The sequence below is a fragment of the Blautia sp. MSK.18.38 genome (assembly GCF_024460535.1).
Taxonomy (GTDB): Bacteria; Bacillota; Clostridia; order Lachnospirales; family Lachnospiraceae; genus Blautia_A; species Blautia_A fusiformis.
Map to the genome: position 1 here is coordinate 74583 of NZ_JANFYP010000012.1, position 15153 is coordinate 89735.

The following is a 15153-nucleotide window of genomic DNA, read 5'->3' on the forward strand; positions in this document are numbered from 1 at the left end:
TCAAATAACTTAAATTGTGTTACATTTATATTAGTGCATCGTTTTTGAAATAACTATACCATTCACTTGTCTGTGAATCCGATTGATATAGTTATTTACGAAACGATGTACCAGTGGATAATACAGATATATGTATTGACCATGTAAATTGTACTTATGATGAGGTGACAATATGACACTGGACAAATTAAAGACTGGAGAATGTGGCAGAATCATCAGTGTTCGTGGCGAGGGGGAGCTGAGACATCATCTTCTGGATATGGGGCTTACACCGGGGACAGAAGTGTCTCTTCGTAAAACAGCTCCTATGGGAGATCCGGTACAGCTTGTGCTGCGCGGATATGAGCTGACATTGCGGCTGGCGGAAGCTGCAAAGATTGAGATCGTATCGATCGAATCCATGACGGAAACGAAGAAAGAAAATGAACGGCATCAGCCGATTGCTCATCCTGGTGTGGGAGAACTTGGAAAGGCTCGAGATTATCGTAAGAACCGGATCGGTGATACGATTCCCAAAGGGGAACCGATCACGTTTGCACTGGCAGGTAATCAGAACTGTGGAAAGACAACTCTTTTTAATCAGCTGACAGGTTCCAATCAGCATGTTGGTAACTTTCCAGGTGTAACTGTTGACAAGAAAGAAGGAAGCATCCGGAGGCATCCGGAGGCAACGGTAACGGATCTTCCTGGAATCTATTCACTTTCCCCGTATTCCAGCGAGGAGATCGTAACAAGAGATTTTCTGCTGAATGAGAAGCCGACAGGAATCATTAATATTGTAGATGCTTCCAATATTGAGAGAAATCTTTATCTTACCATGCAGCTGATGGAGCTTGGAATCCCAATGGTGCTGGCCTTAAATATGATGGATGAGGTAAGGGCAAATGGAGGCTCTGTTCGGATCAATGAACTGGAGGAGATTTTAGGAATTCCGGTTGTACCTATTTCAGCAGCGAAGAATGAAGGAATTGATGAGCTGATCGATCATGCAGTCCATGTTGCAAGATACAGAGAAGCACCGGGAAGAATTGATTTCTGTACTGACAATCAGTCACCGAAGGATCCGGTAGGCGCACTTCACAGATGTATCCATGCAGCCGTTCATTTGATCGAACCTTATGCAAAAAAAGCAGGACTTCCTGTACGTTTTGCAGCTACGAAGATCGTAGAGAAAGATTCTCTGATCGAAAAACGTCTGGCTTTGCCTGAAGGTGAAAAAAAGGTTCTTGATGGGCTGGTACATGTTATGGAGAAGGATGGCGGTCTGGACCGTGAGGCAGCTCTTGCGAACATGCGCTTCAATTTTATTGAAAAGCTTTGTGAGAAAACTGTGGTAAAACCGGCAGAAAGCCGTGAACATAAACGAAGTGTCGCCATAGATCGTATCCTTACCGGAAAATATACAGCAATTCCCTGTTTTGTGGGAATTATGGCAATTGTATTTGTGATGACGTTTAATTATCTGGGAGCCTGGCTTTCAGACGGAATGACTATGGTCGTGAACTGGGTAATTGCACTTATTGGCAGGGGACTGGAGGTGGCAGGTGTCAGCTCAGTACTGCAGTCACTGGTTGTGGATGGAATTTTAAGCGGTATCGGAAGCGTGATTGGATTTCTTCCTACGATCGTTACTTTGTTTTTCTTCCTGTCAATCCTGGAAGATACCGGATATATGGCTCGTGTAGCCTTTGTTATGGACAAGCTCCTTCGAAAGATCGGACTTTCCGGAAGAAGCTTTGTGCCGATGTTGATCGGATTCGGCTGTTCGGTGCCGGCCATTATGGCAACCAGAACATTATCCAGTGAACGTGACCGGAAAATGACGATCCTGATTACTCCGTTTATGAGCTGCAGTGCCAAGCTTCCAATCTACGGACTTCTCACCAGTGCATTTTTCCCGAAGCAGTGGAGAGGAGTTGTGATGATCAGCCTTTATTTTGCAGGAATTCTCTGCGGGATCCTGTATGCGCTGATCCTGAAAAAGACGAAATATAAGGGAGAGCCGGTTCCGTTTGTCATGGAGCTTCCCAATTACCGGCTTCCTTCTGCAAAAAGTGTAGGACAGCTGATCTGGGAAAAGGCGAAGGACTTTATACAGAAAGCGTTTACAATTATTTTTGCGGCAACGCTGATCGTGTGGTTCCTGCAGAACTTTGATGCAGGTCTTAACCTTGTTACCAGCACAGATCAGAGCCTTCTGGCAAAGATCGGAAGCATCGTGGCACCACTTTTTGCTCCGCTGGGCTTTGGTGACTGGAGAGTATCCACCGCATTGATCACGGGCTTTATGGCAAAAGAGAGCGTTGTGTCTACGCTGACAGTCCTTCTGGGCGGAAATACGGCATTGCTTCAGACTTTATTTACACCGTTTACTGCTTACGTATTTTTGATCTTTACCTTGCTCTATACACCCTGTGTTGCAGCTATTGCAACTGTGCGTCGGGAGATGGGAACTGTAAGAGCTGCCGCCGGTATTGTAGCAGTACAGTGTGCCACTGCATGGATCGTTGCGTTTGCGGTACATGGTGTGGGAATGATGCTTGGATTATAGAAAAAATACCTTACATATGGCTTTTCACAAACTGCAGAAAACATTCTGCAGAGGTTGTGAGAGCCATATTTTTTTTATGGGCAATTCCAACAGATAGCTTTTTCAGTCCATTAACCGGGACAGCAACAAGCGAAGGCTGACGAAAGAACTGAAAGCTGCTTTCTGTAAGAAGGCTGATCCCTTCGCCAATTTCCACTGCGCTGACAATAGATTCTGCGCGGGCAGTACGCAGAAGCTGAGGGTGGATCCCTGCATTATGAAAACTTTGCATACAGAAACGGTAAATGGAGGTGTGCGGAGGCATCAGGATAAAAGATTCTTTTTTCAGTTCGGAAAGAGAGACCGATTTTTTGGACGCAGAGGGATGAGCTTCAGGAAAAACAGCAACCAGACGGTCTGCTGTGAGAGCATGAAAAGTATAGAGCTCCGGGTCTATCATGTGTTTTCGTACAAAGATCAGATTAAAAAAGTCTTTTTCAAGACCGGAAAGAAGTTCTTCGTCTTCTACCTCCTTCAGAGAAAAAGAAAGCTCCGGGTGTGTATCACAAAAACTGTGTATCACAGAAGTAAGATGGTACTGAGAAAGAAAAGGAAGTGTTCCAATATGAAGTGCCTGGAGCTTACTGTCCTTAAAATGGTACACTGCTTCCAGAGAACGATGATACTGTCTGGAAATCTTAAGTGCTTCTTTGTAAAAAAACTCTCCTTCAGGAGTAAGCACAGCAGTACGCTTGCTGCGGTCCCATAAGGTAAGCTCCAGTTCTTTTTCCAGTTTCATGATCTGCTTGGAAAGGGAGGACTGGGAGATATGCATAGCTTCTGCAGCATCAAAAAAAGTCCGGGATTGAGCTGCACAGATAAAATAGTCGATCTGTTCAAGAGTCATGGTAACACCTGCCTTTTAGAAAATAGTGACGAATCATTCCATATTGGAAACAATTATATCATAGAAAGAATTGATTCACCATGTAAAAAAGAGATAAAATAACATAAGAAAATAAAGATGTTACTGAGAACGGAGTGAACAGTAATATAAAGATAACGCAGGAGGTTTTTTATGGCAGAAAAAGTAAGAGATCTGAGAAGTGCTCTGGCACTTCTGGAGCAGATGCCAGATCAGCTGATCGAAACAGAGGTGGAAGTTGATCCGATGGCAGAGCTTGCAGGGGTATATCGTTATGTAGGAGCCGGTGGAACGGTGAAGCGTCCCACAAAGGAAGGACCTGCCATGATCTTTAATCGTATAAAAGGACACCCGGATGCAAGGGTAGCTATCGGTCTTCTGGCAAGCAGAAAAAGAGTTGCTGCTTTACTTGACACTCAGCCGGAAAATCTTGGAAAGATGTTCTGCAAAAGCGTGGAGAATCCAATTCCACCGGTCGATCTTGAAGGTGATGCACCGTGTCAGCAGGTGGTGCATAAGGCAGCAGATCCGGATTTTGACCTCTATAAGCTGGTTCCTGCGCCAACGAACACACCGGATGATGCGGGCCCGTATATCACACTTGGCATGTGCTACGCCACACACCCGGATACTGGAGTTCACGATGTGACCATTCATCGTCTTTGCATTCAGGGAAAAGATGAGCTTTCCATTTTCTTTACACCTGGTGCCAGACATATCGGAGCAATGGCAGAGCGTGCTGAGGAGCTGGGACAAAGGCTGCCGATTTCTATCAGTATCGGAGTTGATCCTGCTATTGAGATCGGTTCCTGTTTTGAGCCGCCTACAACACCACTGGGGTATGATGAGCTGTCTGTAGCCGGTGCACTGCGCAAAGAGCCGGTGGAACTCTGTAAATGTTTAACCGTTAACGAGCGTGCCATCGCCAATGCGGAATACGTGATCGAGGGAGAAGTGATCCCGGGTGTGCGTGTAAAGGAAGATCAGAATAGCAATACCGGATACGCCATGCCGGAGTTTCCGGGATATACAGGGCCTGCAAGTGATCAGTGTTGGCTGATCAAGGTTACAGCAGTGACACATCGTGAAAATCCGATCATGCAGACCTGTATCGGGCCAAGTGAGGAGCACGTATCCATGGCGGGAATCCCTACAGAAGCCAGCATCTATGGCATGGTGGAAAAAGCAATGCCAGGAAGACTTCAGAACGTATACTGCAACAGTGCCGGAGGTGGAAAGTATATGGCTGTCCTTCAGTTTAAAAAGCTTTCTCAAAGTGATGAGGGAAGACAGCGTCAGGCTGCACTTCTTGCATTTTCCGCCTTCAGTGAGCTGAAAAATGTATTTCTGGTAGATGAAGATGTGGACTGCTTTGATATGAATGACGTACTTTGGGCGATGAATACGAGATTCCAGGGGGATGTGGATGTGATCACCATTCCGGGTGTCCGTTGTCATCCTCTTGATCCGTCCAATGATCCTGCATTTTCTCCAAGTATCCGTGATCATGGAATTGCATGCAAGACTATTTTTGACTGTACGGTGCCTTATGATCTGAAGGAAGATTTTCACAGAGCCCATTTTATGGAACTGGATCCGGAGAAATGGCTGAAAAAATGAAAAAGAGAATTATAGTTGGTGCGACAGGTGCAAGCGGCCTGCCGCTCCTTGTAAAATGTCTGGAGATCATCCGGGAGAATCCGGATTTTGAGTCTTATCTGATCATGAGCTCCAGTGCAGAGCTGACTCTTCGCCAGGAGACGGAGCTGGAACCGGAGGATGTGAAACGATTGGCAGATCATGTATGTGCACCGGGAGAGATCGGGGCAAAACCGGCCAGTGGTTCTTTCAAAACAGAGGGGATGCTGATCGTGCCCTGCAGCATGAAGACGATCGCGGGGATCCACAGTGGCTATGCGGATAATCTTATTCTGCGTGCGGCAGATGTGACGGTCAAGGAACAGAGAACACTGGTGCTGGCAGCCAGAGAAACACCGTTAAGCGGGATTCATCTCCGAAATCTTTATGAGCTATCCATGCTTCCGGGAGTACGGATCATTCCGCCGATGCTGACGTTTTATCATAAACCGGAGAGCATTGATGATATGGTGTATCATATTGCGGCAAAGCTTTTGGAACCGTTTGGGATCGAAGCAAAGGAGTATCGCAGATGGAATGGATTGTAAAAGAGTGTGTGGAGACTGCAGGCTGTAAGCTGGAGGTCAGTGCTGCATTTGTCGGAGAGGATGTGCTTATCTGTCTGAAAGGCGGAGAGAGACCTCATCTGGGATGTGTGGTGCAGACGGAACCGAGAGTGTCTCTGACAGGGGATGGTTCTGTGAGTGCGACTTCTTCAGTTTTGAATTTTCCGGGACATAAGGACGAGGTGATCTGCCGGTGGATGGCGGAGAAGGTTTCGAAAGAGCTGGGAAAGAGAGTGGTTTGCACCGGGGGATTTCATAAGGATGGTATTTCGGAGAAAGAGATCCGGGAGGTACAGGGAAGTGTTGTGCGTCTGACGGAGATGGTGATAGAAGGACTGCAGCGGTAGTTGAGTAACGAACGGCTGGAACCTGCTAAAGTTATTTTCCAAAAGTCCGAGACTTTCTTCGCTCAAACAGCGAATTTTTGAAAAATAACGCAGATTCCAGCCGTCTAAAATGTTTCTGTATTCTATTTATTTTCAAATATATTCTCGCGGGTAATATTCTTAGCCCACTTCCCACTAAGATACCTTTTGATCACCCATGGCCACTTCACAAATTCATCCGTACAGAGCAGAAAATACACCCACATAACCGGCAGCTTCAGTACAAAAGCAGCGAAGAATCCAAGGGGTACTGCATATACCCACATATCAATGGTATCACAGATCAGACCAAACTTTGTATCACCACCTGCCCGGAACACACCGGCGATCAGGGTTGTATTTACGGCAGACCCCATAATATAATAGCTGTTGATCAGAAGCATATATTTCAGATAATGCATGGCAGTGGGTGTCAGGGACGCAAATCTCATTACGAACGGTGTGATGGCAAGAACGATAAGTCCGCCCAAAAAACCTGCAATAACAGTAAGCTTCAGTGTTTTGGAAGCATAACGCCTGGAACGTTCCAGATCGCCCTGCCCCATAACATTGCCTAGAAGGATACCTCCTGCACTGGCAATACCGAAACAGAAAACAGAGCCGATATTACGGACTACTACAACCAGAGAATTGGCAGCAACCGCATCCGTACCAAGATGCCCCAGGATCACAGAGTACATGGAAAAACCAATACTCCAGGAAATATCATTGCCAAGAGCCGGCAGGGAAAGCCGCACGAAATCACTGAACAGCAGTTTGTTTTTTGTGAACATACATCGGAGATCCAGTCGGACATTTTTGCTGAAAGCAGAAATAATAAAACAGGCAATCAGCTCGATCATTCTGGAAAGTGCAGTAGCAATAGCCACACCGGTAGCACCAAGCTTGGGTGCTCCGAACAATCCGAAGATAAAAGTCGCATTCAAAAGGATATTCAGTCCAAATGCCAGCATATTCATCGCCATGCTGGTAGTTACCCGGCCAATGCTTCGAAGGACAGCCAGATAAACCTCCGTCATACCCCAGCAGATATAGGTGATACCCATAATGCGGATATAGGAAGAACCAATGGCCAGAAGCTCCGGATCGTTGGTGAACAGTCTCATCATCATCTGTGGCATGGTAAATGCAACGAGTGCCACGAGAACAGAGATGATCATGGAAAAACGAAGAGCGATTCCCTCGATGATCTGAATGGCTTTGTAATCTCCCTTTCCATAATACTGGGCACAAAGCAGGGTGGCTCCCGTACCAAGACCGTAATAAACCATAAACAGGACATTGGAATAATTCGCTGCCAGGGATACTGCGGAGATGGATGACTGACCTACAAAGTTCAGCATGATAACATCGGCGGAATTGACCGCTGCACTTAGCAGATTCTGAATGATGATGGGGATGACAAGCTTAACGATCTGTGGATAAAAATCATCCTGCTGTGAAAGTTGATTTCTCATTTCCTCCTCCAAAAAAATACAATTACAATGACGTGAAAAACAGTAAATCACATACATGGTAACTGTGTCAGCTTTCGTAAAAGTGAAAGCAGACATGATTGCACGATAACATAGTTTACAGGCAGTGTCAATCGGCAAACTGCAAAATTGTTTAAACAACTTACGGAAAAATGACGAATACAAAAAATGCATAAAAAATTATATCAGCAGTTGTTGAGATTTCCAATCCATGATAAACTGAATGAAGATATTTTTCAGAGAAAGAGGAGTAAAAAATATGCCAGTTTTTGATTTCAGCGCAGCGCCGGCAGATAAAAAAGAGACAAAAAGCCAGTGCACATATACAACATTTCGTTCTAATGAAACAAAAGCCACACCGGAGAAACCGATGCTGATCCTGGATAACAGCAAAAGAGAGTGGAAACATCATTCCTGCGGATATTTTTCCAATCCTGCGAAGCAGACTGCATTTGAGTTTAAGGAAGAGGACGGTGTTTTTCCGGCAGACATCCTGAAGATCGATTCCCGTTTTACAAGCCTGATCAAATGGCTCGGAGAAAATCATATCAACATCCGTCTTTCAGGACAGAATACAGAGGAAGGATATGCTGTTTACAAAATCCGTGAGATCGCTTTTGGCGGAGGCACCAAGCTTTCTGCTGAGGACGGATTTCTTCAGTTTATGATCGAGCGTCTGTTTGCAAGCAGTGCGCCGGCAGAAGAAAATGAGAACGATGAGGAGGAAGAAGACGGTGACGATATGAAGCTTACCAGTATTCAGAGTATCACCGACTTTATGAACTGTGCCGGAAAGACTATGCCGGATAATATCCGTCTCTGGGCAAGAAGAAATCTGGCAGTTGCCCGTTCTCATGAGGTTTCTCAGGAGGAAAGACGCCATGCCCAGAGAGCACTTTCCATCATGATGAATATTCAGTGGAAGCATAATTATTTTGAGTCTATTGATCCGAAGGAAGCACGTCGTATCCTGGATGAGGAGCTTTATGGAATGGAGCGTGTAAAACAGAGGATCATTGAGACGATCATTCAGATTAATCGTACTCATACACTTCCTGCCTACGGACTGCTTCTTGTAGGACCTGCAGGTACCGGTAAATCTCAGATCGCTTATGCAGTTGCAAGAATCCTGAAAATGCCGTGGACAACCTTGGATATGAGTTCGATCAATGATCCGGAACAGCTTACAGGAAGCTCTCGTGTTTATGCAAATGCCAAGCCTGGAATCATCATGGAGGCTTTTTCCATGGCAGGAGAATCCAATCTGGTATTTATCATCAATGAGCTTGACAAGGCTGCATCAGGTAAAGGAAACGGAAATCCGGCAGATGTGCTTCTGACACTGCTGGATAACCTTGGTTTTACAGATAACTATATGGAATGTATGGTTCCGACAGTTGGTGTCTATCCTATTGCCACAGCCAATGATAAGGCACAGATCAGCGCACCTCTGATGTCACGTTTTGCAGTGATCGATATTCCGGATTACACACCGGAGGAAAAGAAGATCATCTTTTCCAGATTTGCGCTTCCCAAGGTTCTGAAACGTATGAGTCTGAAACAGGAAGAATGTATCGTAACGGATGAGGCGCTGGACGCAGTAATTAAGAAATTTGAAGATACCACAGGAATCCGTGATCTGGAGCAGGCTGCGGAGCATATTGCGGCCAATGCCCTGTATCAGATCGAGGTGGATCATGTGAAGGCTGTAACCTTTACCCCCGAGATGGTACAGGAGCTTCTGGACTGACAAAGGGATCTGTTTTGCAATGATAAAAATGCTTCCGGAGATTTTTTCGGAAGCATTTTTGGCTGAGGGAATGCACCTGTTTATGCCGGGCCTGTCTGATCGTAAAGGAAAATTATAAAAATAATGAAATCAGGGATTGCCTGAGAAAGTGTAAATGTGTATAATGGGATAAAAGAGCGTGCACGTGAACACAAAGCACACAGGAGAGGTTTTGGAGGGTAAAATATGGCAGTAACATTACAACAGATTGCGGAAGCAGCAGGAGTTTCAAGAGGCACTGTGGACAGGGCACTGAACAACAGAGGCCGTATCCGCCCGGAAGTAGAGGAAAGGATCAAAAGGATCGCCCGGGAGATGGGATATCAGCCCAGCCGTGCCGGTCGTGCCCTTGCCATGGCAAAGAGGAAAATCCGTATCGGTGTGATCCTTCAGTATATGGAGACTCCTTTTATGCAGCAGGTTTTAAATGGGGTCCTGGAAGCAAAAGAAGAAGTGGAGAGCTTTGGCGGAACAGTAAAGATCTATGAGATCGAGGGCGTGGAACCAGAAAAAGTAATGGCTGCAATGGAAGAACTCCGGGAAGAGGGCTTTAATGGAATCGCGCTGACTCCATCAGAAGATCAGCTTTTGAGAGCGAGGATCAATCAGTATCAGGAAGAGTATGGAATTCCGGTAGTTACCTTTAATGCGGATCTGGAAGATACAAAAAGGTTATGCTTTGTGGGACAGGATACCTTTCAGGCCGGTCGTACGGCAGCAGGCCTGATGGGGGAGATGACAGGCGGAAACGGGCAGGTTGCCATAATTTCCGGACAGGTTGCCAATCCTGGTCTGATCAGCAGGCAGAAAGGATTTACGACAGAGATTAAAGAAAGCTTTCCGGGAATCGAGATCGTGGATATAAGGTATTCTTATGATGACGAATGGGTGGCATCCAAGATCGTGGAAGAATTTCTGGAGCTATATCCGGAGCTGACCGGGATCTATATTACGGGTCATGGCGTAAAGGGTGTCTGCCAGACCTTGCAGAAGCTTGGAAAGGATAAAACCATGCATGTGATCGCCAATGATTTCCTGGAAGAAAATCTGAAATGGCTGAAAGAGGGGACGATCAATTTCCTTATCGGTCAGGATGCGGCTGTACAGGGACATTCTCCGGTGATTATTTTGTTCCAGCTTCTCTTTGACAGCAAGGCACCGGAAAAGGAATACCAGTATACAGATATTGTGATCCGGACGAAATATAATATGGGTTAAAAAGGAATTGCTGTTGCGTATAGAACCCATGATCAGAAATATCATATGGCAGAATCCTGTACAGGGAAAGCAGATTCAGGAGGAAAAATGAATTATAAAAATGTAAAGATCGCAGAAGGTGCCAGGATCGCAAAGCAGTCTGTGATCCTTGGAAATGTAACGATCGGCCGTGACAGCTGTGTATTATATTATGCGGTGATCCGCGGGGATGATGCGCCGGTAGTGATCGGAGAAGAAACAAATATCCAGGAAAACTGTACCATTCATGTGAGCCACAACATGCCGGTCCATATCGGAAACAACGTTACTGTGGGACATAATGCGGTGATCCATGGATGTACCATCGGAGACCGGACATTGATCGGAATGGGAGCCGTGATCCTGGATGGTGCAAAGATCGGAAACGACTGTATCATAGGAGCCGGCAGTCTTGTGACTAAAAATGCGGTGATCCCGGATGGTTCTCTGGTAATGGGAAGTCCGGCCAGGATCAAACGAAATCTTACCTGGGAAGAGAAGCTTGGTATCGTGGAAAACAGCAAAGAATATCTTGCTGTGTCCGAAGAGATGAAAGCACAGGATGTATTATAAAAAAGTGAAGAAGACATTTGTAAACGGACAGCTCCGACTGCTTTGTAATATGAGAAGCAGTCGGAGCTGTAACTTTGTTATATAAAATGCTTATATTTATCGTTTTTTTATTTATCGATCACTTCCACCGGTGTGTCATCCCGTGCATCCAGATCGTTGATATATTTTTTGGTCTCTTTTACGATCACATTGGAAAGCAGTAGTACTGCGATCAGGTTTGGAATAGCCATCAGTGCATTCAGGATATCCGCTACGGTCCATACCAGGTTCAGAGAAATAACAGGGGAGATGGCAGCTACCGCAATATACAGCACACGATAGGGGATGAGTCCCTTTTTGCCGGAGAAATACTCCACGCACCGCTCGCCATAATATGCCCATCCAAGGACTGTAGAATATGCGAAGGAAATGATACCCACTACAAGGATCACAGGACCAAGAACCGGGATCTGCTGAAAAGCCAGTGTAGTAAGAACACCGCCATCAGTGATATTTCCCATGTCGATCGAAGGATTTTTCATAATACTGGTTACCAGAACAAGACCGGTCATCAGACATACCACAACGGTATCCCAGAATGTACCGGTGCTGGAAACGAGAGCCTGACGAACCGGATTTCTTGTCTGTGCGGCAGCAGCGGCGATGGGGGCAGAACCCATACCGGATTCATTGGAAAAAAGTCCTCTTGCGATTCCATACTGCATGGCCATCATGATACCACGTCCTACAAGACCTCCTGCAGCAGCACCAGGGGTAAAAGCAAATTTGCAGATGGTTTTTACTGCGGGAATGATAAAATCGAAATTGATCCCCAGGATGATGATACATCCGATCACATAGAAAAATGCCATAAACGGAACAAGACGTTCACATACATTGGCGATGGATTTGATCCCGCCGAAAATAACAAGGGCAGTAAGAACTGCCACAGCAATGCCGATCGCTGCCGGCGAAATATGAAGGTTCTCATTACATACCGTTGCAATGGCATTGACCTGGGTAGCACATCCGATTCCAAAGGAAGCAAAGCCACCGAAAAAGGCAAAGATCAGACCAAGCCAGCGCATATTTAATCCGCGCTCTAGGGCATACATAGCACCACCCTGCATACGGCCGTCTTTGGTTTTGACGCGGTATTTTACAGCGATGAGAGACTCACTGTATTTGGTGGCGATTCCGAAGACACCGGTAAGCCAGCACCAGAGGACTGCACCGGGACCGCCAAGAGCAATGGCAGTACCGACACCGATGATATTTCCGGTTCCAATAGTGGAAGCAAGGGCTGTTGTCAGGGCGCCAAACTGGCTGACTTCACCTTCCGCATTGGTATCTTTGGTGATAGACAGGCGAATGGCGGTACCAATCTTACGCTGGATCACACCGGTACGGATGGTCATGAAAATATGGGTGCCCAGAAGTAAAATGATCATCCACCAGCCCCACACCAGACTGTCGATCTGGTTTATCACACTTCCGATTGCATTCATCATAGAAATCTCCTCCCTTTCTCAAAGCGAAATATCCGCAGGACTGCAGAAATAACACAAAGGCGTACAGACACAGGAAATATGTGCTGTACGCCCTTGTACGTTACGCTCTTAAGTTTTGATTATTGTGCTAATTATACAGGAATATTCAGAATAATGCAACAAAAATATTCCCTCTGAACAGAAGATTTTTTGCTTCAATATATGTTGATCAAAATTCTACAGGACCTTCCTCGCAGTACATATAAAATCCCGGGCGTACTGTGGGAGATAGGTGCCTCTTCGGTATGCAATTGTCAGTGTGCTGAAGACGCCATCTTCCCCAATGGAAAAACAGGCTGGTTTTACAGGGAGGTCCATATTTTGGACATAGGTTTCCGGGGTGAAACACATACCAAGTCCTTGCATGCAGAGTTTGACACAGGTTTCTGTGTTGCGGCTCTGTATTGGCACATAAGGCTTGATATGGGCAGCTTTCAGTGCTTCCAGCGAAAGCTGTCCGGTAGTCTGTTCTGGAAAATGCAGGATAAAAGGCTCTTCTGCCAGAAGTGAGAGATCAAGCTTCGGGTATATGCCGTGAGTGGATACACTGCCGGCAGCAGCCAATGGGTGCTCCGGAGGCATGATCAGAAGGATTTCTTCTTTTTTCAGCAGTTCGTATTCCAGCTTGGGGTGTTTATGTACTTCATTGAAAATGCCAAAATCAAGCTGATCATTGAGCAGAAGTTTTTCCTGGATAGAATATGCCTCTTCCAGGATATTGACCTTTACTTTAGGATATTTTTGAAAAAAAGAGGTCATGATCTGAGGAACCATACAGGTACTCCTCATCAGTGGGAAAGCAACGTTCAGTTCTCCTTCATTATTTTCTGTAAGATCTTTCAGCTCTTTTTCCCAGTCCTGTTGTATCTGCAGGATCTTTCGGGTATACTCCATATATTTGCGGCCCGCAAAGGTAGGTGTATAGCTGTTTCCGCTGCGGCTGAACAGCTTGGTCCCCATTTCTCGTTCCAGTTTCTGGAGATGCTTGGTCAGGGTTGGCTGGGAAATATAAAGCTCCTGTGCGGCTTTTGTAAGATTCTGATATTTGGCAATGCAGAGAATGTACTTCAGTTCATGATAGTTCATGTTTTCCTCCAATTATTCCATTTTGGCATAATTTTTATGTATAATATGAATTTGACTTCCTGATATGCATATTTTACAATACATCCTATCATCATATCAAGGGGGAAAAAATAAATGAAAAACTGGCTGGAAAAACAGTTCAGACTGTCTGAGTTCAATACAAATATAAAAACAGAACTTCTGGCAGGACTGACAACTTTTGTAACTATGGCATATGTGCTTGCCACGATCCCAAATATTCTGGCAGGCGCCGGTTATGATAAACACACGACTCTGACAGCTATGATCATTCTGATCATTGTGACCAGCTGTGCAATGGCATTGGTTACCAATCGACCGTTTGCTCTGGCTCCGGGACTTGGAAGCGTTGGAATTATTGCGTCTATGATTACCAATGAAGGCGTAAGTATGCCGATCGCAGCAGGTGTGATATTCTGGAGTGGTGTTCTTTTTATCATAATTTCATTCTTTGGTCTGAGAGAAGCCGTGGTACGTGTGATCCCGGTAAGCCTGAAACAAGCGGTTAGTGCCGGTATTGGTCTGTTTATCGCACTTCTTGGTGCAAAAAACTGTGGATTGATCGTGGCAAATGATGCAAAAAACTGTCTTTCCTTTGGAGATCTTGCATCTCCATCTGTGATCGTAGCAGTGATCGGATTTCTGATCCTTCTGGTGATCAAGGTACGAAATATACCGGGTGGTATGATTCTTGCGATCCTGCTGACCACTCTGGCAGGAATTCCTTTCGGTGTTACACATGCTCCGGAATCCATTTTTGCATTTCCGGCAGGTATCGGCCATCAGTTCCTGAAAGTTGATTTTATGGGAGCGCTGAATTTTGCTTATATTCCATTTCTGATCGCTCTGTTTGTACCGGATTTCTTTTCTACATTCGGAACAGTTCTGGGAGTGGGAGCAAAGGCAGGCTATCTGGATAAGGATGGAAATCTTCCGGGTATTGATAAATGCTTTAAGGTAGATGCGATTGCAACAAGCTTTGGAGCATTGTTTGGAATGCCGAGTCTTACTACTTATCTGGAGTCATCTGCAGGCGTAGAAGCAGGAGGAAAAACGGGACTTACGGTTATTTTTACAAGCATTTTCTTCGGACTTTCGCTGTTTCTGGCACCACTGGCTCTTGTGATCCCATCTGCGGCAACCGGTCCGGTGCTGATCTATATCGGCATCAATATGCTTGGTGCTATGAGAAATATTGATTATTCGGATATTACAGAGTATATTCCGGCATTTTTATGTGTAACCTTTACGATTTTTGCAAATAATATCGCAAATGGTATCTGCGTGGCGCTTCCGGCTTATCTCGTTATGAAGATCGCAGCAGGAAAGATCAAAAAGGTTGAACCGGTCATGTATGTACTGGTAGCAGTCTGTCTGTTGTATTTTTATTCAATTATCTAAG

General features: G+C 45.5%; 12 protein-coding genes. 8 read left to right on the top strand and 4 right to left on the bottom strand.

From position 1 onward, the window contains the following. Positions 1-172: 172 nt before the first annotated feature. The gene (feoB, locus tag NE638_RS09285) at positions 173-2551 is read left to right on the top strand and encodes a ferrous iron transport protein B (RefSeq protein WP_173739524.1); all 2379 of its coding nucleotides are present in this window, start codon (positions 173-175) and stop codon (positions 2549-2551) included. Between the two features lie 10 nt (positions 2552-2561). Here the strand turns inward: feoB and NE638_RS09290 are convergent, their stop codons facing one another. Then, positions 2562-3437 carry a LysR family transcriptional regulator gene (locus tag NE638_RS09290; protein WP_118608921.1) on the bottom strand — a complete coding sequence of 292 codons (876 nt, stop codon included), beginning with the start codon at positions 3435-3437 and terminating at the stop codon, positions 2562-2564. 171 nt (positions 3438-3608) lie between these two features. On the opposite strand from NE638_RS09290, the gene NE638_RS09295 reads away from it, so the two are divergent. From NE638_RS09295 to NE638_RS09305, 3 genes are read left to right on the top strand one after another with little or no spacing between them, the layout of a single operon-like run. Continuing rightward, the gene (locus tag NE638_RS09295; RefSeq protein WP_173746073.1) at positions 3609-5075 is read left to right on the top strand and encodes a UbiD family decarboxylase; all 1467 of its coding nucleotides are present in this window, start codon (positions 3609-3611) and stop codon (positions 5073-5075) included. After that, positions 5072-5641 (top strand): UbiX family flavin prenyltransferase, encoded by a 570-nt coding sequence (locus NE638_RS09300; protein WP_044960990.1) that lies wholly within the window; start codon positions 5072-5074, stop codon positions 5639-5641. Before NE638_RS09295 ends, NE638_RS09300 begins: the two co-directional genes overlap by 4 nt. Further along, a complete protein-coding gene (locus NE638_RS09305) occupies positions 5626-6006 on the top strand; it encodes a prenylated flavin chaperone LpdD (protein ID WP_110102993.1) in 381 nt (126 codons plus the stop codon). The genes NE638_RS09300 and NE638_RS09305 overlap by 16 nt, the downstream gene beginning before the upstream one ends. Before the next feature lie 122 nt (positions 6007-6128). Here NE638_RS09305 and NE638_RS09310 read toward each other — a convergent pair whose 3' ends face one another. After that, positions 6129-7502, bottom strand: coding sequence for an MATE family efflux transporter (locus NE638_RS09310; protein ID WP_092070399.1), 1374 nt, complete (start codon positions 7500-7502; stop codon positions 6129-6131). Positions 7503-7779: 277 nt separating this feature from the next. Here NE638_RS09310 and NE638_RS09315 point away from each other — a divergent pair, with 277 nt between their 5' ends. The 3 genes from NE638_RS09315 (at position 7780) to NE638_RS09325 (ending at position 11118) form a co-directional block, all read left to right on the top strand. Then, positions 7780-9270, top strand: a complete 1491-nt coding sequence (locus NE638_RS09315; RefSeq protein WP_110102992.1) for an AAA family ATPase — start codon at positions 7780-7782, stop codon at positions 9268-9270. A 225-nt stretch (positions 9271-9495) separates the two neighbouring features. After that, the gene (locus tag NE638_RS09320; protein ID WP_110102991.1) at positions 9496-10527 is read left to right on the top strand and encodes a LacI family DNA-binding transcriptional regulator; all 1032 of its coding nucleotides are present in this window, start codon (positions 9496-9498) and stop codon (positions 10525-10527) included. A gap of 87 nt (positions 10528-10614) precedes the next feature. Then, positions 10615-11118: a gamma carbonic anhydrase family protein gene (locus tag NE638_RS09325; RefSeq protein ID WP_059086860.1), complete on the top strand. Its 504-nt coding sequence runs from the start codon at positions 10615-10617 to the stop codon at positions 11116-11118. Between the two features lie 107 nt (positions 11119-11225). Here the strand turns inward: NE638_RS09325 and NE638_RS09330 are convergent, their stop codons facing one another. Further along, the gene (locus NE638_RS09330; RefSeq protein WP_173746074.1) at positions 11226-12608 is read right to left on the bottom strand and encodes an alanine/glycine:cation symporter family protein; all 1383 of its coding nucleotides are present in this window, start codon (positions 12606-12608) and stop codon (positions 11226-11228) included. Positions 12609-12824: 216 nt separating this feature from the next. Then, on the bottom strand, positions 12825-13733 hold the full coding sequence (locus tag NE638_RS09335) for a LysR family transcriptional regulator (RefSeq protein ID WP_022426354.1): 909 nt from the start codon (positions 13731-13733) through the stop codon (positions 12825-12827). Positions 13734-13847: 114 nt separating this feature from the next. On the opposite strand from NE638_RS09335, the gene NE638_RS09340 reads away from it, so the two are divergent. Then, complete coding sequence (locus NE638_RS09340; protein ID WP_021650670.1) at positions 13848-15152, top strand: NCS2 family permease; 1305 nt, start codon at positions 13848-13850, stop codon at positions 15150-15152. Position 15153: the final 1 nt, after the last annotated feature.